Origin of the sequence: Agromyces sp. NPDC058136 (assembly GCF_042884375.1) — a bacterium.
In the GTDB taxonomy this organism is placed as follows: Bacteria; Actinomycetota; Actinomycetes; order Actinomycetales; family Microbacteriaceae; genus Agromyces.
Map to the genome: position 1 here is coordinate 73,517 of NZ_JBHVUA010000003.1, position 23,492 is coordinate 97,008.

Sequence of the window (23,492 nt, forward strand, 5' to 3'; positions counted from 1 at the left end):
CATCGGTGTTCACACTTGATTCGCCGGTGAACGCCGGCCGTCCACCGCAGGCCGTACCGCCGGAGACCGCCATGACTCTCGACCCCACCCGCATGCACGCCGTCACCGGCGAGACCGAGGCGATCGTCGACCTCGTGCTCGACTACTCACGGCGCCGGCTCCTCTCGACCGACACCCCGCTCGACAAGCCCGAGACCGAGGCCGAGCTCACGCGCCTCGCCGGCCGCACCATCGACGAGCAGGGCATCGGTGCCACCCGGGCGCTCTCGATCTTCGAGCACGTGCTCGCGCCCGCCTGCATCACGATCGACCACCCGCAGTACCTCTCGTTCATTCCCGCGGCGCCGACGAAGGCGGCCATGGCGTTCGACCTCGTCGTGTCGGCGTCGAGCCTCTACGGCGGCAGCTGGATGGAGGGCTCGGGCGCCGTGCACGCCGAGAACGAGGTGCTCACCTGGCTCGCCAACGAGTTCGGGCTGCCCGCCGGCGCCGGCGGCGTGTTCGTGCAGGGCGGCACGATCGGCAACCTCTCCGCCCTCGTCGCCGCACGCGAGGCCGCGCGCGACAAGCGCACCGCTGCCGGGCGCGAGATGCCCGCCCGATGGAAGCTCGTCTGCTCGAGCGAGGCGCACTCCTCGAACAAGTCGGCCGCGAAGGTCATGGACGTCGACGTCGTGCTCGTCCCCGCAGGCGACGACGGGATGCTCCGCGGTGACGCCGTGCGCGCCGCCCTCGAGGAGCACGGCGACGACGTGTTCGCCGTCATCGCGACCACCGGCTCGACGAACTTCGGCATCGTCGACGACGTCGCCTCGATCGCCGCACTGAAGGACGAGTTCGACTTCTGGCTGCACATCGACGGCGCCTACGGCCTCACCGGCATGCTCTCGCCGGTCGCCCGCGCCCGGTACGCGGGCGTCGAACGAGCCGACTCGGTCATCGTCGACCCGCACAAGTGGCTCTTCGCCCCGTTCGACGCGTGCGCGCTCATCTACCGCGACCCCGAGATCGGCCGTCGCGCGCACACCCAGCACGCCGAGTACCTCGACACCCTCACCGGCAAGCCCGACTGGAGCCCGTCGGACTACGCCGTGCAGCTCACCCGTCGCCCCCGCGGCCTGCCGTTCTGGTTCTCGCTCGCGACCTACGGCGCCGCCGCGTACCGCGCCGCGATCACGAACGCCCTCGAGCTCACGCAGCGCATCGCGGCCGAGATCCGCACCCGCCCCGAGCTGAAGCTCGTGCGCGACCCGCAGCTCTCGATCGTCGTGTTCGAGCGCGAGGGCTGGACGATGGACGACTACGAGCGCTGGTCGGCGAAGCTCCTCGACGAGCAGCGCGCCTTCGTCACCCCGAGCTCGCACGCGGGGCGCCCGAACACGCGATTCGCGATCATCAACCCGATGACCACGTTCGAGCAGTTGGTGGGGATCCTCGACAGCATGCGCTGATCGCGGTCCGCGCTCATAGGCTGTATCCGAGCGCCGTCGCCGGCGCGGGGGGAGGCGAGATGAGCGAGCAGGCTCGACGACCGCGCATGCCGAAGCGGATGATCGCCATCGTGGTGCTCGCCTACATCTCGGGCATCCTCGACATCCTGGCCGGGCTCGTGCTGATCCTGCTGCGGTACGACGACGAGATCCACCGCTCGGGCGACGCCTTCGCCATCACGCTCTGGGGCACGCTGATGATCCTCATCGGGCTCCTGACGATCGCGATGGGCTCGGGTCTCACGCGCGGCCGCAACTCGGCCCGGATCTTCGTGACGGCGCTCGTGTCGCTCTCGGTGGTCGTCTCCGCGGTCGACTTCGCGCTCCATCCGACGGATGCCTCGTCGATGTGGACGCTCGTCGTCGGCGGCGTCGTCGCCGCCCTCGTCGTCCTCGCGATGTGGGCCGGACGCGGCGCGGCGTTCTTCCGTCACGCGCGGCGCGCGTCACCGCCGCCCGCCTGACGACGGCTCGCCGCGCGCCCGAGTCTGCGCGTCACGCCGCCGTGCGGCGATGCACGAACCGCACCACCTCGATGCCGGCGATCGCGAGCACGGAGGCCCCGATCACGAGCAGCGCGGTGGTCAGCGACAGGTCGACGAACTCGAGGAAGTCGGCCACGACCGGGATCGCGTAGATCAGTACGAGGCCGACCATCATCGCGCCGATGATGACGATCTTCAGGCCGTCGATCGGACGCGAGAGCACGATGAGCACCCACAGCCCGACGATGCCGAGGATGAGGGTCGAGCCCGAGCGCAGCTCGGCCTGCGAGATGCCCGCATCGAGGGCCATCCGGCTGTAGAGCGCGAGCACGAGCGCGATCACGATGCCCGCAGGGATCGCGAAGCTCAACGACCGGCGCAGGAACCCCGGACGGTAGCGCTGCCGGTTCGGCATCAGGGCGAGGAAGAACGCGGGGATCCCGATCGTGAGCCCGTCGGTGACCGAGAGCTGGCGGGGCAGGAACGGGAACTCGAGGAGCATCACCCCGAAGATCACCGCGAGCCCCGTCGCGTATGCCGTCTTCGTGAGGAACAGCATCGAGACGCGCTCGATGTTCGCGATGACCTGGCGGCCTTCGGCGACGACTCCGGGCAGTCGCGAGAACCGCCCGTCGAGCAGGATGATGCGCGCCACGGCCTTCGTCGCGGCCGAACCCGAGTCCATCGCGATGCCGATGTCGGCCTGCTTGATGGCGAGCGCGTCGTTCACGCCGTCGCCGGTCATGGCGACGGTGTGGCCGCGCTTCTGCAGCGCGGTGACGATGTCCTTCTTCTGCGACGGGGTGACCCGGCCGAACACGAGGTGTTCCTCGAGCACCTCGCCGAGCTCGTCGGGGTCGGTCGGGAGCTCGCGGGCGTCGAACCCCTGCGCCGCGTCGACGCCGACCTCGCGAGCGATCGCGGCGACGGTCTGCGGGTTGTCGCCCGAGATGATGCGCACCGCGACCCCCTGCTCGGCGAAGTACTCGAGCGTCTCGGCGGCGTCGGATCGCACGCTCTCGCGGAAGGTCAGGAGGGTCACCGGCGTGAGCGCGCCCGGCAGCCGCTCCGCCTCCGCCCGCTCGGGCGTGAGCTCCTCGGGGCTGTGCGCGAGCACGAGGGTGCGGCGACCGGTGGCGGCCAGCTCGGCGGCCCGCCGGCGGAGCTCGGCGTGCGGTGCGGCATCCGCCGTCGTGGCATCCGCCGTCGTGGCATCCGCCGTCGTGGCATCCGCCGTCGTGGCACTCGCGGAGGGCGCCGACGCCGATCGCGCGTCGTCGGGCGCCGCGAAGACCATCTCGGGTCCGCCCAGCACCCAGGTGCCGGCGCCCGGGAACCCGACCGCGCTCCACTTGCGCCCCGAGGAGAACGCGATGCGCGCCTCGGGTTCGAGCACCCGTTGCACGGGATAGGGCTCGACGAGGCACCGCGCCGTGGCGTTCGCCTCGGGCTCGGCGCCGTACCAGGCGAGCACGTCCTCCCACGCCGAGGGCGGGGCGACGCCGAGCGGGTGCGCCGCGTCGAAGACGATGTCGCCCTCGGTCAGCGTGCCGGTCTTGTCGAGGCAGACGAGGTCGACCCTGGCGAGCCCTTCGACGGCCGCGAGCTCCTGCACCAGCACCTTGCGGTTCGCGAGCTTCACCGCGCCGACGGCGAAGGCGATGCTCGTCATGAGCACGAGGCCGAGCGGGATCATCGCGACGATCGCCGCGATGGCCGCGACCGCCGCATCCTGCCACGCCCCGCTCTCGATCGCCTCGGCCCACCCGCCGCGCGACACCATCTGCGCGTTCAGCACGAGGAGGCTCACCGGCCCGATGATCCACGCGACCCAGCCGAGCACCCGGTTGATCGAGCTGCGCAGCTCGGAGGCGACGAGCGAGAACTGCTTGGCCTCGCTCGAGAGGGTGTTGGCGAACGAGTCGGCGCCGACCTTGTCGACGACCGCGGTGCCGCCGCCGCCGATCACGATCGACCCCGAGAGCACGGCGTCGTCGACGCCCTTGTCGACGGGATCGGACTCCCCCGTGAGCATCGACTCATCGAGCTGGAGGCGCTCGGATGCCTCCACCCGGGCGTCCGCGGGGACCTGGTCTCCGGCCCGGAGCACGAGCAGGTCGCCGAGCACCACCTCGGCGAGGGCGATCTCCTGCTCGGCGCCGTCGCGCACGACCCGCGCGTGCGGCGCGTGCATGAGTGCGAGCCGGTCGAGCGCGCGCTTCGCGCGGAACTCCTGCACGGAGCCGATGATCGTGTTCGCGAGGGCGCTGAACCCGAACAGCGCATCCTGCCAGCGGCCGATCAGCAGCAGCACGAGGAAGCAGGCGAGGATGATGCCGTTGAAAAGCGTGAACACGTTCGCGCGCACGATACTCCACACGCTCCGGCTCGTGGGACTCTCGAACGCGTTCGTCTCGCCCCGGGCCGCACGCGCGGCGACCTCGGCCGCCGTGAGTCCGGTGTTCGTCGCCGTCGTGGGGTCCACGTGGCCATCCCACCACACGCGACCGCTCGCCACCCGGCGGCGCGCTCCCGGGTCAGGCGATCGGGATCCCGCCCGGCGGATCAGGGCACGACGACCGGCGTCGCGAGCTCGTCGACGATTCGCTCGATCTCGGTGAGCGCGTACGCGGCGAGCTGGCGCTGCGCGGCCTCCGCCGCGGCATCCTGCTCCTCGAGGTCGCCGATGACGATGATGTTCTCGTCGTTCAGCGTGTTCGCGGGCTCGGTGTAGTTGAAGCTGCCGACGATGAGCAGCCGCTCGTCGATGACCATGAGCTTGTGGTGGAGCTTGCGCACGCCCGTGCCGCGCTTGTTGGCGAACAGCTCGACGTCGCCGTGACCGAGGTCGCTCGTCGCCGCCCACTTCGCCGCGCCCTGGTCGCGGTCGAGCACGCCGCGGATCCGCTGCACGAGCGGCCGCAGTCGGATCATGGTGTCGTCGATCCCCGACGACTGCGCGAAGGTGAACATCGCGAAGTCGATCGACTCCCGCGCCTTCAGCATCTGCTTCATGATCTCCATCTCGGGCCCGTGGCGCGGTGCGAAAAGCGGCTTCACGCGCACCGCCGGCAGGCCGAACTCCTTCGGCCTGGGCTCGACGCGCTCGTGGAGCTCGCCGAAGGTGCCCGAGCGCATCCGCTCGAACTCGCGCAGGTACTCGGTCGCGGCGCGCTGCCCGTGCAGCACGACGATGTGGTTGAGGTTCTGGCCGCTCCCCCGGCCCGAGGTCGCGTTCGTGCCGGTGTCGGTGTGCGTGAAGTTCGTCGAGCCGGTGAGCACGGCGGCCTTGGTCTTGCCGGAGTCGCGCACGATGAACTTCTGGTGGAAGATCTTCGGATTCAGGTCGCTGATGACGTCGACCTTCGCCTTCAGGAGCGCGCCGTGGATGGTGCGGTTCTCCTCGTGTGCGCCGAGGCTGTTCCACGGGTCGGCGAGCGCCGTCTCCTCGGTGAGGTAGTCGCCCTCGAGGATGACGCGAACACGCACGCCCCGTTGCTTCGCGTCGAGGATGGCCTGGGCGATGGGCCTGGAGTCGATCTCCTGCACCGCGATGGCGAGGCTGTGCTTCGCACCCGCGATGAACTCGCGGATCGCGAGGTCGAGATCGTCGGGACCGCCGACCGAGCTGGGCCCCATGAACAACTCGATGCCGCCGATGCGCAGAGGCATGACGCACCCCCTTCACTGAGGTTCACTCAGCTTCCGGTGTACTCCTCGCCTCGGCGCACCGGATCAGGGATGCCCCGGATCCCTCGAAGGCGGCGCTCAGCCCGCGAGCCTCGCCGCGAGCCAGGCCGCTTGACGCTGCCACTGCACGCCCTGACCGCCCTCGTGCTCGTTGAACGGGTACTCGACGATCTCGGCGACGGCGACGGTCGCCTCGTCGGCGGCGCCCCAGTGGTTGCGCGCGGCGTACACCGTCGACGGCGGGCACACCGGGTCCATGAGGGCGACCGAGAACAGCGCCGGCACCCGGGCGCGCTTCGCGAAGTTCGCGCCGTCGAAGTACGAGAGCGTCTCGAACACCCGCGCGGATGCCCCTCGGTGCACGGCGAGGTACCGCACGATCTCCTGGTACGGGTCACGATCGGTGAGGCCGACCGCCCGCTCGAAGTGGCAGAGGAACGGGACGTCGGGCATCGCCCCGACGAGCCCCTCGGCGAGCGCGGCCGCGGCGATCGAGATGCCGCCACCCTGGCTGGCGCCCGTGACGGCGACCCGCGCGGCGTCGACACGATCGAGGCTGCGCACGGCGTCGATCGCGAGCACCGCGTCGGTGAACACGCGCCGGTAGTAGTACGCGGCGGGGTCGTGGATGCCCCGCGTCATGAACCCGGGCGCCGACGAGCCGGTGCCGTGGGGATCGGGCGTCGCACCGCCGGTGCCCCACACCGACCCCTGCCCGCGTGTGTCCATGAGCAGGTAGGCATAGCCGGATGCCGCCCACCCGAGCCGCTCGTGCGGCAGGCCCCGCCCGCCGCCGTACCCGAGGTACTCGACGACCGCGGGCAACGGACCCTCGGTGCCCGCCGGCACCAGGAACCACCCGTGCACGGGGTCGCCCGCGAATCCGCTGAACTCGAAGTCGTACACCTCGACCGCGGTGAGCGGCGATGCCACCCGCTCGAGCCGCGGCGGGCGGGCCAGTGCGCGCGACTCGGCGATCGTCGCCGCCCAGAACGCGTCGAAGTCGGCCGGCTCGGCGATCGCGGGGCGGGAGTCGCGCAGCTCGTCGATCGGCGCGTCAAGTCGTGGCACGGGGCATCCTTCGCTCGGCGGAGAGTTCAGCGTATCGAAGCCGCGTCGCGCGACGATCGGGCATCGATCGTCGGCGGCGCACCTCGCCACGGGAGCGCCGGCGCCCCGCCGACCTCGACCTCGACGCCGAGCAGCGCCCCGTCCGCCGCGGTCGGCCGATCGAGGCCCACGCTCGCCGTCGTGATCACCAGCAGCCGGCCGACGAGCGCGACGGCCGTGGGCCGCTTCGCGGGAAGCGCGATCGTCTCGAGCAGCTCGCCGCTCGGCGAGTAGCGGCGCACCTCGGCGGCATCCCAGACCGCCACCCAGAGCATGCCCTCGAGGTCGATCGCGAGGCCGTCGGGGTTGCCGCCCTCGACCCGGCACACCGTGCGCCGATTGCCGAGGCGGCCGTCGGGCGCGACGTCGAAGGCCTCGATGCTCCGGTTCGGAAGGGTGTCGATGTAGAACAGCGTCTCGCCGGTGCGATCGAAGGCGAGCCCGTTCGAGACCGTCACGCCGTCGAGCCGCTCGGTGGCCACTCCCTCGGCGTCGATGCTCCACAGCGAGCAGTGCGGCCGGCGGGGCATCGACTGGCTGCCCACCCAGAAGCGGCCGGCTGGGTCGCCGCCGCCGTCGTTCATGTAGTCGTCGCCCGACGCGATGTCGACGGCGATCGGGGTGACGGCCCCGTCGTCGGCCACGTGCACGACACCACGGTCGACGGCGACCGCCCACCCCGCTCCCGGCGCGGCGAGCGGCACGGGAGCCCCGATCCGGGCGCCGACGTGCACGACGGGCCCGGGCACCACCCTGCCCGCCTCGAGGCGACCGCGGTGGAAGCACCCCGTCGACATGTCGATCCAGGCGAGGCTGCCGTCGCGTCCGTCCCACCGGGGCGACTCGGCCTGGACGTATCGCTCGTGAGAGATGATCTCGACGGTTCGTGAGGGCGTGGAACTCGACATCCGTGTCATCCTTCGGTGGTGGCTGTACCCGATATGTGGCAGGCTATCTCACAATATGAATGTCAGTTGCGAGACTGACGGAAGCAACGACGCTGAAGTGAGGAACTGGCCGATGGCCCCGACGCTGCATGGCTTGATGCCGATTCTTGCCACCCCGTTCGACGAATCAGGCGCACTCGACCGCGCCAGCCTGCGACGACTGGTCGAATTCCAGCTCGCGTCCGGCGTCGACGGCGTGGCCGTCTTCGGCATGGCGAGCGAGGGCTTCGCGCTCACGGCCGACGAGCGACGGATCATCCTCGCCGACGTCGTCGAACTGGTCGCCGGCCGCGTGCCCGTCATCGCCGGCGTCAACGGCACCTCGACCGCGACGTCGATCGAGCAGTCGCACATGGCCCAGGAGGGCGGCGCAGACGCACTCATGGTGCTGCCGCCGTTCATGGTGAAGCCGCCGGCTGCCAGCCTCATCGACTTCTACGGCGAGGTGGCCGCCGCAACGACCCTCTCCGTGATGGTGCAGGATGCCCCGGGCGTCACCGGGGTCGCGATGCCGCCCGCGCTCATCGCCGAGCTCGCCCGCCTCGACGGGGTCGACTCGGTGAAGATCGAGGCGCCGCCGACCGCGCCCAAGGTGGGCGCCGTCGTCGACGCGATCGGCGACGCGGACTTCGCGGTGCTCGGCGGGCAGAACGCGCAGTTCTGCCTCGAGGAGTACGCGCGCGGTGCCGTCGGCACGATGCCGGCGTGCGAGTTCGCCGACCTGCTGGCCCCGGTCCTCGAGCAGTTCATCACCGGGCGCGTCGACGAGGCGCGCGCCGGGTTCCGCCGTATGCTCCCCCTCGTGCTGGTGGGTCTGCAGGGCGGCATCGCGTGGGCGGTGCACAAGGAGGTGCTCGTGGCGCGCGGCATCATCGACCACGCCACCGTGCGCTACCCGGCCGCCCGGCTCGACGCCGGCAGCAGGGCCGCCGTCGATCTGGTCATCGACGAGCTCGAGCTCCCGCGGCTGCCGACCGCGGTGCGCGTGTGACCCGTCGCGGCGTGCTGCTGATCGGCGGCACCTCCGAGATCGGGCTCGCGATCGCCAGCGCCTTCGCCGAACAGGGCGACGCCGTCGTCGGAGTGGGGCTCGAGGCATCCGCCGACCCGGCCTTCGAGCGGTACGTCATCGCCGACTGCAGCCGCGCTGACGCCGCGGACCAGGCCGTCGCCGACGCCGCCGAGGTGCTCGGCCGGCTCGACATCGTCGTGCTCGCCGCCGCCCGGATGCCGATCGACCGCGCCGACGCCACGAGCGACGAGGACTGGCACGGCGCCCTCGGGGCGACGCTCGACTCGGCGTTCTTCGTGTCCCGCGCCGCGTTGCCGCGGCTCGCGCACGGCTCCTCGATCGTCGCGGTCACCTCCGTGAACGCGTCGCTCGCGGCTCCGGGAGTACCGGCCTACGCGGCGGCGAAGGCCGGCGTCGAGGGCCTCGTCCGGCAGCTCGCGCTCGAGTACGGCCCGCGTGGCATCCGCGTCAACGCCGTCGCGCCCGGGAGCATCTCGGCGACCGACACCGGCGAGAGCGAGGGCTACCCGCTCGGCCGGATCGGCCGGCCCGAGGAGGTCGCCGCCGTCGTGGCCTTCCTCGGCTCGCCGGCTGCCTCGTTCGTCACGGGGACGACGATCCCGGTCGACGGGGGCCTGTCGATCTCGTCCCCCGCCGCCTGGCTGAAACCGGCGCTGCGGGACCGCTGGATCTGAGCCTCCGCGACCGCCTGCCGGCCGAGTGCTCGAGGCACCCGACCGGCAGGCATCGCCGTCAGTTCCCGACGCGGACGAACTGCGCCGCGCTGACGCGGTGGATCGCGGTGCTGCGCACTTCGAGGCGCACGACCCCGACCGCGCCCGCGGCATACCGGAAGGTGCCGAGCGGGCGCCAGGCCGCGGCCCCCTCCTGCTGGTTCACGACGACCTCGGTGCTGCCCGCCTGATGCTCGACGACGTAGGCGGCCGAGGTCGTGGTCGCCGGATTCGTGGGGTACCAGACGGAGACCCGGTACTCGCCCGCCTCCGGCAGGTCGACCTGCCAGGTCACGGTGCTGCCGACCGACCCGGTGTCGCTGTAGCGCGTCCGGGTGCCGTTCCAACCCGTCAGTCCACTCGGGAACCACAACCCGGTCTCGAGGTACCCGGGCCACGGCGACTGGGTGTGGGCGATGACGCCCTCGTCGGCGACCCGCACCAGCACGCCCCGGCGGAGGGTGCCGTCGAGCCGCGCCTCGAACCGGCTCGTCGACCCCGGCACCACGGCCGCTCCGGCCGTGGCCGTCCACGTGTGGGTCAGATCGGAGCGCGGGGGCACCTCGATCACCACCTCCTTCTGGCCGACGCTCCACCCGGTCACGCCGAAGAGGGCCAACTTGGCCCGCAGCGGCGTGACGCCGGTGTTGATCACCAGGGCGGTCAGTCGTGCCGTCGCCCCCGGGCCGCTGACGATCGCGGTGTCGCTGGTCAGCGACACGAGCCGGCGACTGTCGATCACGTCGATCGCAGCCGGCCTCAGCTCCACCGGTTCGCCGTCGGCGGGCGACACGGCCGCCTCGATGCGGACCTCGCCGGGCGCGGCGCCCGCCGCGACGATCGCTGCGGCCTCCACCCTGGCGATTCCGTGCTCGGGGACCGAGACGGTCGGCGCGCCGCCGTCGAGCTGCCAGCCGTCGGGCAGGGCCAGGGCGACCTCCCCGGCGAACGGCTCGTCGGTGGCATTCCGCACCTCGATGACGAGCGGCACGCGGTCGCCGGCCGTGCTCGTGGCCTGGGCGACCACGTCGCCGGTCACGCCGGAATCGGCGCCGCTGATGCGGCCCGGCACACGCAGCGTGACCTCATCGGTGGTGACCGATCCGACCGTGATCGCGTAGCTGAACGCGTCGGCCGACGAGTCGACGGGAATCGTCCACTCGTACGGGTAGCCCTTCGGCGCCGCCTGCTGCACCGCCCCGTCGCCGATCCGGTAGCGGAGAGTGGCCGGCTGCTCGGTGTCGATCTGCACGTAGGCGTCGTAGCCGGGGCGCCCGGGTCGCACGAGCAGCACGCCGCGGGCGAGGCCGTAGTCGGTCCCCGGGTCGGTGTCGACCTCGTGGAAGCTGTCTGAGCCGTGGTCGACGATGTCGTCGAACGGCAGCGCCGGGCGCTCGACCGTCACGCCCCTCACGACCAGTGCGACGAGCCCGTGTCCGGGCACGCGGACCTTGATGCGCCCGCCCGCGGCGGTCGTGGACGAGCGGGTGCCGTCGGCGGCCACCACCTCGACGGCCGGGGCATCGCCCGCCGAGAGCCCGGTGAGGTCACCGGTGAGGTCGACGACGACGAATTGCGCGTCGGCCGAGGAGTTGGTGAGGCTGACGTACAGGGCGTCGTCGCCCACCCCCGCCATCCAGTTGATCAGGGGGTTGTCGAGGGAGATCAGGCCCGCCGGGAAGTACGGCCAGACGCCCTCCTCGCCGAAGAAGCTGCCGGGGGCGTGCCCGTAGGCGAAGTACTTGAAGTAGGCGAAGTCGGCCTCGAAGGCGTGCGGGAAGTCGATCTGCCCCGAGCTCCGGTAGAAGCTCTCGCTGATCAGGTAGTCCATCGCGAGGCCGAGCTGCGCGGGCGCGTGGTGGAAGTAGTAGCCGGTGATGCCGACGGGGCCGCTCGTGGCGAAGTCGGGCTTCATCTGCGCCACCTGGAACTGCCGGCTGTAATAGCCGGGATAGGTGGTGAAGCGGCCGATCACCATGTTGTGCGCGACGTCGGCCAGCAGCGGGTCGCCGGTGTGATGCGCCAGGCGCAGCAGCGCTCCGGCCCAGCACGGGTTGAAGACGTATCCGCCGCCGGGATCGGTCAACGAGCTCACGCCGAGCTTGAACGACGACAGCGCCTCGAAGGTCAGCCCGGTCGGGGAGACGTACCACGCGGGCACGGTCTCGGTGGCGACTCCGGTGGTCGGATAGGACGGCAACGACGATCGCGTCTCCCAGTCGTACTGCTGCACGACCACGTGGCCCTCGGGCACGGTGACGGTCTGGTCCGGCACCGGCCGGACGGCGGTCTGGGTGATGAATCGCTGGGCCTCCCGATACGCCCCGTCGAGGAACTCGGCCTCCCCCGTGAGCTCGAACAGCACCAGCAGGTCCACCCAGTACTTGGAGAAGCTGTAGGCGAAGCCGCCGGGCGGCTGCCCGTTGCCGCGATACGGCGTGAGGATCTCCTCCTGCACGTATCGCTTGCCGATCAGCGTCGCCTCGGCCAGGTAGGCCGGGTCTCCGGTCACCTGATAGGTGGCCAACGCGGTGGCGAAGGGTGCCCGGCTCTGCCCGACGACCCCCGCCTTGGTGGCTTGCACGGCCAGTCGTTGGATGCCCGCGTTGCGGCCGTGGGTCAGTTGCGAGAGCGCAGCCAGGTTCACCGCATCGGTCGGGATCCTCCCGATCCGGTACTGCGTCTTGTCGTTGTACACGGAGCCGCCGATGACGGGCGAGTGCCCGATCCCCTTGCGCGACAGCTGGAACTCGAGCGCCGGTCGGGCGCGACGCTCGTAGAGCGTCCCCTCCGAGGTGCCGGTCAGGTAGTGGGCGGAGAGCAGCACGCCGCTGGCCGCAGCCCGGACGGCGTCCTCGTTCTCGACATCCGCGAACCCCTTTGCCCGGTTCCACCACCCGGAGTAGGACGGGATGTAGTCGACCGAGTCGTCGCCGTCGGGCTCGATGGCGATCAGTTCCGTGATCGCGTGCACGGCATCGGTCAACGATCGCTCGTAGACGTTCTGCCGGTACGCCGTCAGGCCGTACTCGCCCCGGCACAAGGCGGTGTACGTCTCGTACAGGGTGCCGGCGCGTGCTGCGAGGCCGAACGCAAAGCCCCGTTTCTCGCCCGCCGCCATCGCCGTCCGCAGGCCCGGCTGCGGCGCGTAGATGCTCGGCACGACGTCGAGGCTGTCGTTGCGCAGGCTCATCCCGTAGGGCTGCCGATCGGACATCAGCTGTCGTTCGTGCACGAACTCCGCCACCTCTGCCGGAAGGTAGATCCCCGAGGTGACGGCGACGTCGGCGACGTCGTACTGGGTCAGCGCCATGGGCGCGAACAGCTCCCATGCGCCGAGCGGAGCCGAGCCGTCGAGCACCGAGAGCGCGTGCTGGTACGACCCGCAGAGCACCTCGTCGAGATCGTCGAGACCCCGTGCATCCTGGCTCTGGTAGCCGACGAGGTAGTCGCCGGCCGTCTTCGCCGTCAGCACGTAGTGCGCCTCGGGCTGGTCGCCGTCGAGCCGCCAGTTGACGACGAGCTCCACGTCGTCGGTGCTGGTCCGAAGCTCGATCGCCTTCGGGCCGAGGCTTCGGAACGAGGTGAAGCCCAGCCAGCTCGGCTGCAACGGCCCGTACAGCTCGGGCGCGCTGCCCGAGGGCAGCGTCCCGGCCAGCACGACCCACTGCTCGTCGAAGCGGTGCTCGGGGTCGGTCAGCGACAGCCACCGGCCGTCGTGCTTGATCTCGAGATCGCGGACGATGGTCTCTCCACCGTCCCACTTCGCCTGGAAGAAGGTCATCCGATGGCGAGGCCCGGTCAGGCGCCCGACTCGGGTGAGCGAGAGGTTCGGCTTGTCCAGTCGGCGCAATGCGTCGGCGTACGCCCCGTTCGCGCTGCTGAACCCGGGATCCGCTGCGGCCGCCTCGGGATGGCCGCCGAAGACCGCGGGCAGCACGCCAGCGACCAGCAGCAACCGGAGCGCGGAGCGCCGGCTCCACAGACCCGAGTCGTCGTGGACCCGTGATTCCTCCTCGGCTGTTGCGTCGTCGTCGGCCGCTGGGCTCATCCTTGAATCCATGATGCAAATGATGCATGCGTTATGCGAGAGTGTCAATGGCCATGCTGTCAGCGGTGGCGCTAGCGTCGAGCATGCACTCGCCCTGAGAGGAACACGCGGTGACCCAGAACCGACCAGAAGAACTGACCGAGTATTCGCTCACCGCCCTGATGACCGCGCCCGAACCGCCCGAGGAACCGGCGGACTTCGACCGGTTCTGGCGGAGCACGTTCGACGAGTTCGGCGCCGGGCCCGTCGCGTGGGAGCCCGAGCGGCAGCTTGCCGGCACCGCGACGCATGACGTGACGGAGATCCGGTTCGACTCGTCCGCGGCCGAGCGGGCGGTGGCGTTCCTGGTGGTGCCGCGCGACGGAGGCCTCGTGCGGCGCGGCCTCGTGATCGGACACGGCTACGGGGGCCGCAGCGCCCCCGACCTCGACCAGGTCCCCGCCGACACGGCCGCGATCTTCCCGGCGGCGCCGGGCACGCCGCCGAACACCTCCAGCCGCTTCCCGGCGCTCCCCGACGAGCACGTGCTCGCGGGCATCGCGCACCGCGACACCTATTCGCACCGCTTCGCCGCGGCCGACGTCTGGCGCGCCGCGACCGTGCTGCTCGACGCCGCGCCCGCGGCCTCCGGTGCCCTCGACTTCAGCGGCGGGAGCTTCGGCGGCGGCATCGGGGCGATGGCCCTGCCGTGGGACGCACGCTTCCGACGCGCCTCGTTCGACGTGCCGAGCTTCGGGCACCACGCGATCCGCCTCACCCGCCGTTGCACGGGCAGCGGCGAGGCGGTGCGCCGGCACCTGCACGGGCACCCCGAGGCGCGCGCGGTGCTCGGCTACTTCGATGCGGCGGTGGCGGCGCGGCGCATCCGCATCCCGGCGCATGTGGCGGCTGCGGTGCTCGACCCCGCCGTCGACCCGCGCGGACAGTTCGCCGTCTACCACTCGCTCGCGGGCGAGAAGCGACTCACCGTCCGGGCGAACGGGCACCTCGACGGGCCCGTCGCCGCAGCCTCCGAGCGAGCGGCGCGGCTCGATGCCGCCGACTTCTTCGCCCTCCCGGACGACCGACTGGCCTGAGCGAACGGCGGTCGCCGAGGCATCCGTCTCGAAGCGGATGCCTCGGGGCGCGCCGAATGCCGGCGACCTGCGGGTCCCTCCGCAGGCCGCCGGCTCTCACGGCATCACGTGTTCGCGTCGAGCAGGTCCTGCACTTCCTTCTTCAGGGAGTTGAGGCCGGACTGCACGTCGACCTGGCCCGCGAGGATGTTCGCGACGCCGGCGCCGATCGCGGTGTCGATCTGCGCGGTCACGGGCACGCGGTCCCACGCGGCACCGCGCGCGTGCTCGGAGACCTCGGTGCGGAACGCGGTCTGGAACTTGTCTGCGGCGAGCTCGGGGATCTGGTCGGCGACCGACTTGGCGGCCGGCGCGACGGCCGACTGCTTGTAGAAGGCCGTCGCGGCCTCGACGTTCGTCGCCGCGTAGGTGATGAAGTCGCGGCTCGTGAGCTCGCCTTCGCCGGCGCTCGCGAAGAGGCCGCTGCCCCAGGCGCGGTTGTACGACTCCTTGCCGCCGGCGGTGGGCCGTGAGATCGCGCCGATGTTGTCGATGATGTTCTGCGCGGCACCGTTCGTCTTCACGAACGTCGAGGCGAGCGGGGCGTCGTCGTAGAGGGCGGCGCGCCCGCTCGCGAAGAGGATGCGCGCGTCGCTGCGGGCGACGTTGGCCTGGGTCAGGCCCTCGTCCTGCAGCGACTTGTACCAGGTGATCGCCTTCACGCTCTCCTTGTCGCCGATCGTGCACTCGAAGTCGTCGGTGACGACCGGGCTACCGAAGCCCCACATCCAGTGGGTGGCGTCCTTCAGGTCGGGGTTCTTCGTGACCGCCGCGTACGGGATCAGCGAGGAGTCCTGCGACTTGATCTTCTCGAGCGCGGTCGCGAACTGCTCGATCGTCATGCCCGACTTGATGCCGACGCTCTTGGCGATCTCACCGTTCGTGATGATGCCGATGCCGGCGGCCGTGAGCGGCATCACGAGGAGCTTGCCGTCCATCGTGTACGCGTCGAGCACGCCCTGCGGGATGCCGAGCCCCTTCGCGAGGTCGGTGAGGTCGGCGAGCACGTTCATCGGCGTGAGCACCTGCCATCCGCCCGACTGGCCGACGCCCAGCAGCTTGCCCGAGCGACCGGTGAGGGCGAGCTGGGTCGCCGCCTGGTCGTAGGGGTAGGTGACGGGCGAGACCGTGACGCCCTCAGCAGCGGAGAAGTCCTTGAGCACCGCCTCCCACGCGGGCTTCAGCGCCTCTTCGCCGAGCGAGTTGCCGTAGAAGTTGATGGTCTTGGCCTTCGTCGCGGCGTTCGCGCCGGCGGTGGCTCCGGGCGCGGCCGGTGTGGCGCAGCCGGCGAGGGCGAGCGCGCCGAACGCGGCGAGTGCCGTGCCGCCGCCGAGGAAGGCGCGGCGGCTGAGCTGCGTGGTCGAGAGGTTCATTGGGGATGCTCCTTCGTCGTGGTGTGGGTCGAATCGGTTCGGTGGATCTTCGCTAGCCCTTGACCGCCCCCGACGCGAGGCCGGAGACGAAGTAGCGCTGGAGCAGGATGAAGATGATCGCGAGCGGCAGCGAGGTGATGAGGGATGCCGCCATGAGCGCGGGCCAATCGGCCGTGCCGTCGCGGATGAACGCCTGGGTGAGGCCGGCCGGCAGCGTCTGCTTGTCGGGGCCCGCGAGCGTGAGCGCGAAGAGCAGGTCGCTCCAGCCGCGCATGAAGGCGAACATCGCCGCCGTGATGAGGCCCGGCACGATGAGCGGCGCGACGATCTTGAACATCGTCGCGACGCGCGAGAGGCCGTCGACCTTCGCAGCCTCGAGGATGTCGTCGGGCAGGCCGTCGATGATGCCCTTCAGGAGGAACACCGTCAGCGGCAGCGTGAACGTCGTGAACGAGATGATCAGCGCCGTGTAGGTGTAGAGCAGGTTGACCGAGCTCAGCATCAGGTAGAGCGAGATGAGCAGCAGCGCCCCGGGGATGAGCTGCCCGATGAGGAACATGAACATGATCGCGTTGCGCCCGGAGTAACGGAACTTCGAGAGCGAGTAGGCCATGAAGGCGCCGACGATCACGGCGAGCACCGCGGTGCCCGTCGAGACGATGAAGCTGTTCCTGAGGTTCTGCAGCAGGGCGTCGTTCTGGAAGAACCCGATGAAGTTCTCGAGGGTCGGGTCGACCGGGAAGAGCGGCCGGTCGAGTGCGAAGACGGCCTCCTTCTTCATGAACGCCGTGGACGTCAGCCAGTACACCGGCAGCAGTCCGAAGAGGGCGAGGAGGATCAGCCCGACGCGCCCCGGGATCGACAGCCTCGGGCGAACGATCGCCTCTCCGATGTCGCGGCCGTGACTCATCGCTTCTCCAGACGTCGGTTGAGCAGCAGGTACGCGCTCGAGATGATCGCGAGCAGGATCAGCCAGAGCACGCCCATTGCGGAGGCCTTGCCGAGCTCGTAGCTGCCGAACGCGAGTTGATAGAGGCTGACGGCGAGCGTCGTGGTCGAATCCCCGGGTCCGCCGCCCGTCATCACGAAGATCGTGTCGAAGTTGCCGAAGTTGTAGATGAACTCGAGCGTCGCGACGAGGGCGACCGGGCCGACGATGTGCGGCAGCGAGATGTAGCGGAAGCGCTGCGAGCGCGTGGCGCCGTCGATGGTCGCGGCCTCGAGCTGCTCGCTCGGCAGGGTCTGCAGCACCGAGAGCGCGACGACCATGATCCAGGGGAACGAGTGCCACGTCTTCGCGATGACCACGGCGGCCATGGCCCCCGTGGGATTGCCGAGCATGCTCACCTCGGGGAGTCCCACCATGGTCAGCAGGTGGTTCAGCACGCCGTAGCTGTCGTTGAAGATCCACGCCCAGAGGAACGAGACGACGACGCCGGGCAGGAGCCACGGCAGCATGAGGGTGCCCCGCAGGATGTTGCGGCCGCGGATGCGCGCGTTGAGGAGCACGGCGAGCGCCACGCCGAGGAGCACGGGGAAGATCGTCGCGAGCGTGGCGAAGGTGAGCGTCGTGCCGAGGCGGGCGACGAACTCGCCGAAGATCGCCGTGTAGTTGTCGAATCCGACGAAGGTGCGCTCGGGGCGCAGCAGCGACTGGTCGTAGAGGCTCGTGCCGATGCTCGAGACGAGCGGGTAGATCGCGATCACGAGGAAGAGCAGGACCGCGGGGAGTGCGATCATGAATCCGAACGTGCGATCTTTCGCACCGAGTGTCGAGCGCCGCCCGGATCGCGGCTCGGTCGTCTCGCGTGTCGCGGGCCGGTCGAGGATGGCTTGCTGCATTGCGTTCACTTCCCGAGAGGTGGCGACCCTGTCTCAGGGCCCCTGTGCGTCGTCGTCACAGTCGTCAACGCTGACGTGCGGCCAGTAAACCACAATGCGGATGTGAAATCCATAAAATGCATGACTCACCCATATTTGGATTGCCTCTGCTGATTCCGCTCACTACACTGACGGCAACGGCGCAGCCCGAGTGGGCACTCGCGACGCGGCACTGCATGGAGAAGGAGTCCCGATGGCAGCGGAATCGGTGGGCGGCACACAGACCGTCGAACGGGCTATGTCCCTGCTCGCGTGCTTCACAGAAGAGGCCGGCGAGCTCCGTGTGTCCGAGCTCTGCGCGCTCACCGGGCTCGGCCAGTCGACGGTTTCGCGCATGATGTCGGCGCTCGACCGCATGAAGTTCGTCGTCCAGGACGACCGGACGGGCCTCTACCGCCTCGGCCCCGCCGCCGTCGCGCTCGGCACGATCGCCATCAACGGCTCACCGATCTTCCGCGCCTCGCGCCAGATCGCCCAGAACCTCGCACATCGACTCGGCATCGGCGTCAACGTCGCCGAGCTCAGCGGCTTCACCTTCACCTACCTCTGCAACTTCGAGGGCGCGCTCGCCCCCAAGTCGTTCGCGATGGCGGGTCGCACGGCACCCCTGCACGCCACCGGCCTCGGCAAGGCACTGCTGTCGGGCATGAGCTCCGACCGCGTCGACGAGTACTTCGCGAAGACCCCCCAGCGGTACACCCCGCACACGATCGTCGATCGCGACGTCATGGAGGCGGCCCTCGAGGAGACCCGCAGCCGCGGCTACGCGACCGAGATCGAGGAGCTCGCATTCGGGCGGGCCTGCATCGCCGCGCCCATCCGCGACCGCGCGGGCGAGATCGTCGCCGGCCTCTCGGCGAGCGGGCCGCTGTCGGTCCTCGACCTGCAGGCCCCCCACCAGGAGCTCGCGCTGCAGGTGATCGAGGCCGCCGACGAGATCTCCGTCGCCCTCGGTTACAGCCCCTCCCATTCCGCGACGGCGTTCGCGGCCCTCTGAGCACACGCCGCGGCATCCGTCGACGGCCTTCCCGATCACTCAAGTCACCGGAGACCCTGTGAGAATCGCGCGCGTCCAGACCTTCCCGCTCTTCATCTCGAAGGAGGATGCCGAGGACTCCTACGCCGGCGAGGCCGCGGTCGAGCACCGCGGCTACATGATCCGGCCGCCGTGGCGGAGCCTCTACTCCCCCGGCTACGAGACGCTCATCGTGAAGATCGAGACCGACGACGGGCTCGTGGGCTGGGGCGAAGGGCTCGCACCCGTCGCCCCCGAGGTCGCGGCGGCGATCGTCGACCACCTGCTCACCCCCCTCATCCTCGGCGAGGACCCCCGGTCAGTGCGCACGCTCTGGCACCGCATGTCGGAGTCGATGCGCGAACGCGGACACCTCACCGGCCACCAGGCGGATGCGATGGCCGCCGTCGACATCGCCTTGTGGGACCTCTGGGGCAAGGCGACCGGTCTCTCGGTCTCCGAGCTCGCGGGCGGGCGGTTCGCCGAGGTGCTCCCGACGTACGTGTCGGGGGTCCGCGGCGTCGACGACGCGGAGATCGCCGAGAAGACCGCCGTGCTCGTGGAAGCCGGAGTGCGCCGGTTCAAGATGCACCTCGGCACCGATCTCCGTACCGACCTCGCGACCTACGACGCCGTGCGCGACGTCCACCCCGATCTCCAGGTCGCGCTCGACGCGCACTGGAGCTACCGCCTCGGCGAGGCGAAGGCGCTCGGGCGCGAACTCGACGAACGCCACGCGTGGTTCTTCGAGGCGCCCCTCGCTCCCGAGGACGTCGAAGGGCATCGCGATCTCGCGGCTTCCATCGAGACCCCCGTCGCGGTCGGCGAGGCGATGCGCAGCCGGTTCGAGTTCACCGACTGGCTGACCCGGCGAGCCGTCGGACTCACCCAGCCCGACATCGGACGTACCGGCATCACCGAGGGGCTCGCGATCGCGGGCATCGCCGACGCCTTCCACGCCCAGGTGGCACCGCACCACTCCGCCGCGTTCGGCATCGCGATGGCCGCAGGCGTGCACGTCGCCGCGAGCTCGCCGTCGCTCCTCGCCTTCGAGTACCAGCCCCTCACCCTGCCCGTCGCGAACCGGATCCTCACGACACCCCTCGAGGTGAGGCCCAACGGCGACTTCGTGGTGCCGACGGGGCCCGGCCTGGGTGTGACCGTCGACGAGGCCTTCGTGCGGGAGTTCGTCCGACGCGAGCACCGCGAGCCGATCTCGGCCTGACCCGCCAGAATGGGCGGGTGAGCGAACACGTCTTCATCTCAGGGCCCGCCTCGTGGAACCGCATCGTCGTGCTCGATCATCTGCCCGAACCGGTGCCGCACATGCAGTTCGCGCTCGAGGAGTACGAGACGGTCGGCGCGACGTCGGCCGGCAAGGCGCTCGGCCTCGTGGGGCTCGGGCGGCGGGTGCGCCTGCACGCGCTCTTCGGCGCCGACGCCGACGGCGCGCGGGTCAAGCGCCTCCTCATGCAGGCGGGGGTCGCGCTCATCGCCGGCGACGGCGGAGTCACCGAACGCCACGTCAACCTCATGACCCGTGCGGGCGAGCGGGTGTCGCTGTTCCTCTCGACGCCGAGCGACCCGGGCGAGGGCGCCGACGCCGAACTCGACGCCGAGGTCGCGCAGGCGATGGCGGATGCCTCGGCGCTGGTGCTCGACCTCTCGGAGCTCTCACGACGACTCCTCCCGACGGCGGTCGCGAGCGGTCGGCCCATCTGGACCGACATCCACGATTACGACGGCCGGAGCGAGTTCCACCGTCCCTTCATCGAGGCGGCCGACGCGATCTTCATGAACGCCGACCGCATCGGCCCCGACCCGCTGCCGTTCATGCGCTCGTGCATCGACCGCGGCGCCTCCCTCGTCGTCTGCACGCTCGGCGCCGCAGGCGCCGTCGCGGTCGATGCGAGCATGACCCGCCACGAGGTCGACGCGGTCGCGGTCGACGTGCGCGACACGAACGGCGCCGGCGACGCGTTCATGGTGGGCGTGCTCGATGCGACCCTGTCGGGCGCCGAGCTGCCCGCGGCGCTCGAGGCGGGCGCCAGCCACGCGGCATCCGTGCTCGTCACCCGGCACCTGCACCCGAGCCTCGACGCGCTGCTCGGCGCGTAGCGAAGCCCTCGCGTCGGTCGAGGAGCGAAGCGTCGCGAGACCCGGGGCGAGGTCTCGAGACGCGCTTCGCGCTACTCGACCGACACGGTCGCGGGCTCGATGTTCGCGTTGTCGCGGAACAGGTTGCCCGGGTCGACCTCGGCCTTGATCGCCCGCAGCCGTTCGAGCGTCGCCGGCGGGAACGCCGCCCGCAGCGTCGCAGCGCCCTGCACCGTCTCGAAGCTGAGGTACGCGCCCTCGGCGTGCGGGGCGACGAGCTCGTCCCACCGCTCGCTCGTGCGCATCGCCGCGGTGCCGAATGCGACGACCGAGAACTCGCCGTCGCGGTGCGCGAACGCCGTCGCGTCGGCGGGCACGTCGTGCACGGCACCGCCCATGGCTCGCAGCTGGAAGAAGTAGGAGGAGCCCTCGTCGAGGAACCGGGCGGCGTCGCGGGCGAACTCGGGTGTGATGCGGCCGACGATCCCCGAGCGCGAGGTCGGTTCGCCCTCGGCCGCGTGGCTCTCGTCGGAGGCGTTCGCCAGCACGGCGTCGTAGGTGGTGAGGCGCACGTCCTGCCCGAGGAGCGGGGCGACGTCGGCGAGCGGCTGCAACCTGGCGAGCACCGTGTCGGGGTCGTCGGAGTCGACCATCGCCATGACGCTCGCGATCGGCGGTTGACCGGGCCGCGCACCGCCCATGATGAGGAAGCTCGTCACATCGCGCGGCGACTCGACGACCCAGCGACCCCACGCCTCGAGGAACCCCGCGCGGTCGCTCGCATCGAAGGCGAGCTGCGCGAATCCGACGACGCCGACCTCGTCGACCTCGAACTCGAAGGCGGTCGCGACGCCGAAGTTGGCTCCGGCGCCGCGCACGGCCCAGAAGAGGTCGGGATGCTTCGCGGCGTCGGCCCGCACGATCGAACCGTCGGCCAGCACGAGCTCGACGGCGCGCAGGTGGTCGATCGTGAGCCCGTGCTCGCGCGCGAGCCAGCCGATGCCGCCCGCCGTCGCGAGCCCGCCGACGCCGACACCGCCGTAGTCGCCCGAGCTCAGCGCCCACCCGTGCGGGGCGAGGAACGCGGCGACGTCCTTCCAGCGGGCGCCCGCCTCGATGCGCACGAGCCGTGACGCCTCGTCGAGCACGGCCATGCCGTGCATGCGCGAGAGGTCGATCACGATGCCGCCGTCGTTCGTCGAACGCCCGCTGATGCCGTGCCCGCCGCTGCGCACGCCGAACGGCACCTCGGGGTGGCGGCTCGCGAAGCGCACGGCCTCGGCCACCTCGTCGGCGTCGCCCGGCTGCAGCACGAGGCCAGGGGCGCCGCCGCGCAGGTACGTCGACTTCACGCGCGCGTAACCGGCGTCGCCGGGCTCGATCGCGTGTGCGGCGAGCGCGGGCGGCAACCCGTCGTAGCGGATGCCGTCGCGCCGCTTCGCGCGCACCGCGGTGCTGCGGGTCGGGGCCGAGCCCGTGGCATCCGCGCCGTCGACGTCGCCCGCATCGCTTCGCCCGCCGAGCCCGCCGAGTTCTCGCGCCGCCGCGTCGCGGAGCGCGGGCGCGACCTCTGCGGCGAAGTGCTGGATCGTGCCTGGGTCGTCGCTCGCGAGGATGAACGTCGAGATGCCGTCGTCGACGACGAAGGGCAGCAGCTGCTCGACCCACTGCCCGGCGGGGCCGTCGAGCATGCGGCCCGCACCGCCGGCGGCGCCCGCCGAGAAGCGGCCGCCGATGTTCAGCATTCGGCGGATCTCACGCGGGTCGCGCCCCGCGGCGGTCGCCGCCTCGTCGATCGTCGCGTTCGCGCGCTGCAGATCGCCGGGCTGCAGGTAGGCGAGCGAGGGCAGCCAGCCGTCGCCCTTGCGGCCGATGAGGCGCAGCATGCGCGGCTTCAGCGCGCCGATCCAGATGGGGATGTTGTGCGCGGGCGCGGGCCCGCGCTTGGCGCCGTCGACACGGTAGTACTCGCCGTCGAGCTGGAATCGGGCTCGTTCGCCCTGGTCCCACACGCCGCGGATCACGTCGATCGCCTCGGAGAGCGCGTCGACCGCCTGACCGGGCGTGAGGCGGCGTCCGCCCATCGCCTCGATCGCGTCCCAGAATCCGCCGGCGCCGAGCGCGAGCTCGAAGCGGCCGCCCGAGAGCAGGTCGAGGCTCGCCGCCGAGCGGGCGAGCACGGCGGGCGGGCGCAGCGGCACGTTCGTCACGTTCGCGGCGATGCGGATGCGTTCGGTGCGGGCCGCGACCCAGGTCATGAGGGTCTGCGTGTCGTGGAACCGAGGCTGGTACGGGTGGTCCTGGAAGGTGACGAGCTCGTAGCCCGCGGCCTCGCTGAGCTCGGCGAGACGCACGGGCGCCTGCGGCGGGTCGTTCGTCGGGGTGATGAAGGTGCCGAACTCGAGTTCATGGCCGTAGTGCATCGTGCGCGTCCCTTTCCACGTCTCCCCCGGGCTGCAAGACGGATGCCATGGGCGAGTCACTTACTCGTA

General features: G+C 71.0%; 17 protein-coding genes. 8 read left to right on the top strand and 9 right to left on the bottom strand.

Annotation, left to right across the window (positions count from 1 at the left end):
- The first annotated feature begins 71 nt into the window (after positions 1 to 71).
- Positions 72 to 1,451: a pyridoxal phosphate-dependent decarboxylase family protein gene (locus ACFVTX_RS09825; protein WP_386899543.1), complete on the top strand. Its 1,380-nt coding sequence runs from the start codon at positions 72 to 74 to the stop codon at positions 1,449 to 1,451.
- A 59-nt stretch (positions 1,452 to 1,510) separates the two neighbouring features.
- Positions 1,511 to 1,954: a hypothetical protein gene (locus ACFVTX_RS09830; protein ID WP_386899545.1), complete on the top strand. Its 444-nt coding sequence runs from the start codon at positions 1,511 to 1,513 to the stop codon at positions 1,952 to 1,954.
- A 31-nt stretch (positions 1,955 to 1,985) separates the two neighbouring features.
- Here the strand turns inward: ACFVTX_RS09830 and ACFVTX_RS09835 are convergent, their stop codons facing one another.
- From ACFVTX_RS09835 to ACFVTX_RS09850, 4 genes are all read right to left on the bottom strand, one after another.
- Positions 1,986 to 4,460 carry an HAD-IC family P-type ATPase gene (locus tag ACFVTX_RS09835; RefSeq protein ID WP_386899547.1) on the bottom strand — a complete coding sequence of 825 codons (2,475 nt, stop codon included), beginning with the start codon at positions 4,458 to 4,460 and terminating at the stop codon, positions 1,986 to 1,988.
- Positions 4,461 to 4,540: 80 nt separating this feature from the next.
- Positions 4,541 to 5,647, bottom strand: a complete 1,107-nt coding sequence (locus ACFVTX_RS09840; RefSeq protein ID WP_386899549.1) for a phosphatidylserine/phosphatidylglycerophosphate/cardiolipin synthase family protein — start codon at positions 5,645 to 5,647, stop codon at positions 4,541 to 4,543.
- 96 nt (positions 5,648 to 5,743) lie between these two features.
- The gene (locus ACFVTX_RS09845) at positions 5,744 to 6,736 is read right to left on the bottom strand and encodes an acetylxylan esterase (protein WP_386899551.1); all 993 of its coding nucleotides are present in this window, start codon (positions 6,734 to 6,736) and stop codon (positions 5,744 to 5,746) included.
- Positions 6,737 to 6,762: 26 nt separating this feature from the next.
- A complete protein-coding gene (locus ACFVTX_RS09850) occupies positions 6,763 to 7,683 on the bottom strand; it encodes an SMP-30/gluconolactonase/LRE family protein (RefSeq protein ID WP_386899553.1) in 921 nt (306 codons plus the stop codon).
- 136 nt (positions 7,684 to 7,819) lie between these two features.
- Here ACFVTX_RS09850 and ACFVTX_RS09855 point away from each other — a divergent pair, with 136 nt between their 5' ends.
- Both ACFVTX_RS09855 and ACFVTX_RS09860 read left to right on the top strand, forming a co-directional pair.
- Positions 7,820 to 8,713 carry a dihydrodipicolinate synthase family protein gene (locus ACFVTX_RS09855; RefSeq protein WP_386899555.1) on the top strand — a complete coding sequence of 298 codons (894 nt, stop codon included), beginning with the start codon at positions 7,820 to 7,822 and terminating at the stop codon, positions 8,711 to 8,713.
- On the top strand, positions 8,710 to 9,429 hold the full coding sequence (locus tag ACFVTX_RS09860; RefSeq protein ID WP_386899557.1) for an SDR family NAD(P)-dependent oxidoreductase: 720 nt from the start codon (positions 8,710 to 8,712) through the stop codon (positions 9,427 to 9,429). The genes ACFVTX_RS09855 and ACFVTX_RS09860 overlap by 4 nt, the downstream gene beginning before the upstream one ends.
- Before the next feature lie 58 nt (positions 9,430 to 9,487).
- On the opposite strand, the gene ACFVTX_RS09865 is transcribed toward ACFVTX_RS09860, so the two are convergent.
- Positions 9,488 to 13,519, bottom strand: a complete 4,032-nt coding sequence (locus ACFVTX_RS09865; protein ID WP_386899559.1) for a hypothetical protein — start codon at positions 13,517 to 13,519, stop codon at positions 9,488 to 9,490.
- 110 nt (positions 13,520 to 13,629) lie between these two features.
- Between ACFVTX_RS09865 and ACFVTX_RS09870 the strand changes: the two genes are divergently transcribed.
- On the top strand, positions 13,630 to 14,595 hold the full coding sequence (locus tag ACFVTX_RS09870; RefSeq protein ID WP_386899561.1) for an acetylxylan esterase: 966 nt from the start codon (positions 13,630 to 13,632) through the stop codon (positions 14,593 to 14,595).
- A 104-nt stretch (positions 14,596 to 14,699) separates the two neighbouring features.
- Here the strand turns inward: ACFVTX_RS09870 and ACFVTX_RS09875 are convergent, their stop codons facing one another.
- From ACFVTX_RS09875 to ACFVTX_RS09885, 3 genes are read right to left on the bottom strand one after another with little or no spacing between them, the layout of a single operon-like run.
- Entirely contained in the window at positions 14,700 to 16,007 is a 1,308-nt protein-coding gene (locus ACFVTX_RS09875; RefSeq protein ID WP_386899563.1) for an extracellular solute-binding protein, read from the bottom strand.
- A gap of 52 nt (positions 16,008 to 16,059) precedes the next feature.
- Positions 16,060 to 16,917, bottom strand: coding sequence for a carbohydrate ABC transporter permease (locus tag ACFVTX_RS09880; RefSeq protein WP_386899566.1), 858 nt, complete (start codon positions 16,915 to 16,917; stop codon positions 16,060 to 16,062).
- A complete protein-coding gene (locus ACFVTX_RS09885; protein WP_235511284.1) occupies positions 16,914 to 17,747 on the bottom strand; it encodes a carbohydrate ABC transporter permease in 834 nt (277 codons plus the stop codon). The genes ACFVTX_RS09880 and ACFVTX_RS09885 overlap by 4 nt, the downstream gene beginning before the upstream one ends.
- 334 nt (positions 17,748 to 18,081) lie before the next feature.
- Here ACFVTX_RS09885 and ACFVTX_RS09890 point away from each other — a divergent pair, with 334 nt between their 5' ends.
- The 3 genes from ACFVTX_RS09890 to ACFVTX_RS09900 are packed head-to-tail and all read left to right on the top strand — an operon-like array spanning position 18,082 to position 21,021.
- Positions 18,082 to 18,885: an IclR family transcriptional regulator gene (locus tag ACFVTX_RS09890; protein WP_386899569.1), complete on the top strand. Its 804-nt coding sequence runs from the start codon at positions 18,082 to 18,084 to the stop codon at positions 18,883 to 18,885.
- Between the two features lie 58 nt (positions 18,886 to 18,943).
- Positions 18,944 to 20,128, top strand: a complete 1,185-nt coding sequence (locus ACFVTX_RS09895) for a mandelate racemase/muconate lactonizing enzyme family protein (protein ID WP_386899571.1) — start codon at positions 18,944 to 18,946, stop codon at positions 20,126 to 20,128.
- 17 nt (positions 20,129 to 20,145) lie between these two features.
- Positions 20,146 to 21,021 carry a carbohydrate kinase family protein gene (locus ACFVTX_RS09900; RefSeq protein WP_386899573.1) on the top strand — a complete coding sequence of 292 codons (876 nt, stop codon included), beginning with the start codon at positions 20,146 to 20,148 and terminating at the stop codon, positions 21,019 to 21,021.
- Between the two features lie 71 nt (positions 21,022 to 21,092).
- Here the strand turns inward: ACFVTX_RS09900 and ACFVTX_RS09905 are convergent, their stop codons facing one another.
- Positions 21,093 to 23,423, bottom strand: a complete 2,331-nt coding sequence (locus ACFVTX_RS09905; protein WP_386899575.1) for an LLM class flavin-dependent oxidoreductase — start codon at positions 23,421 to 23,423, stop codon at positions 21,093 to 21,095.
- Positions 23,424 to 23,492 lie beyond the last annotated feature (69 nt).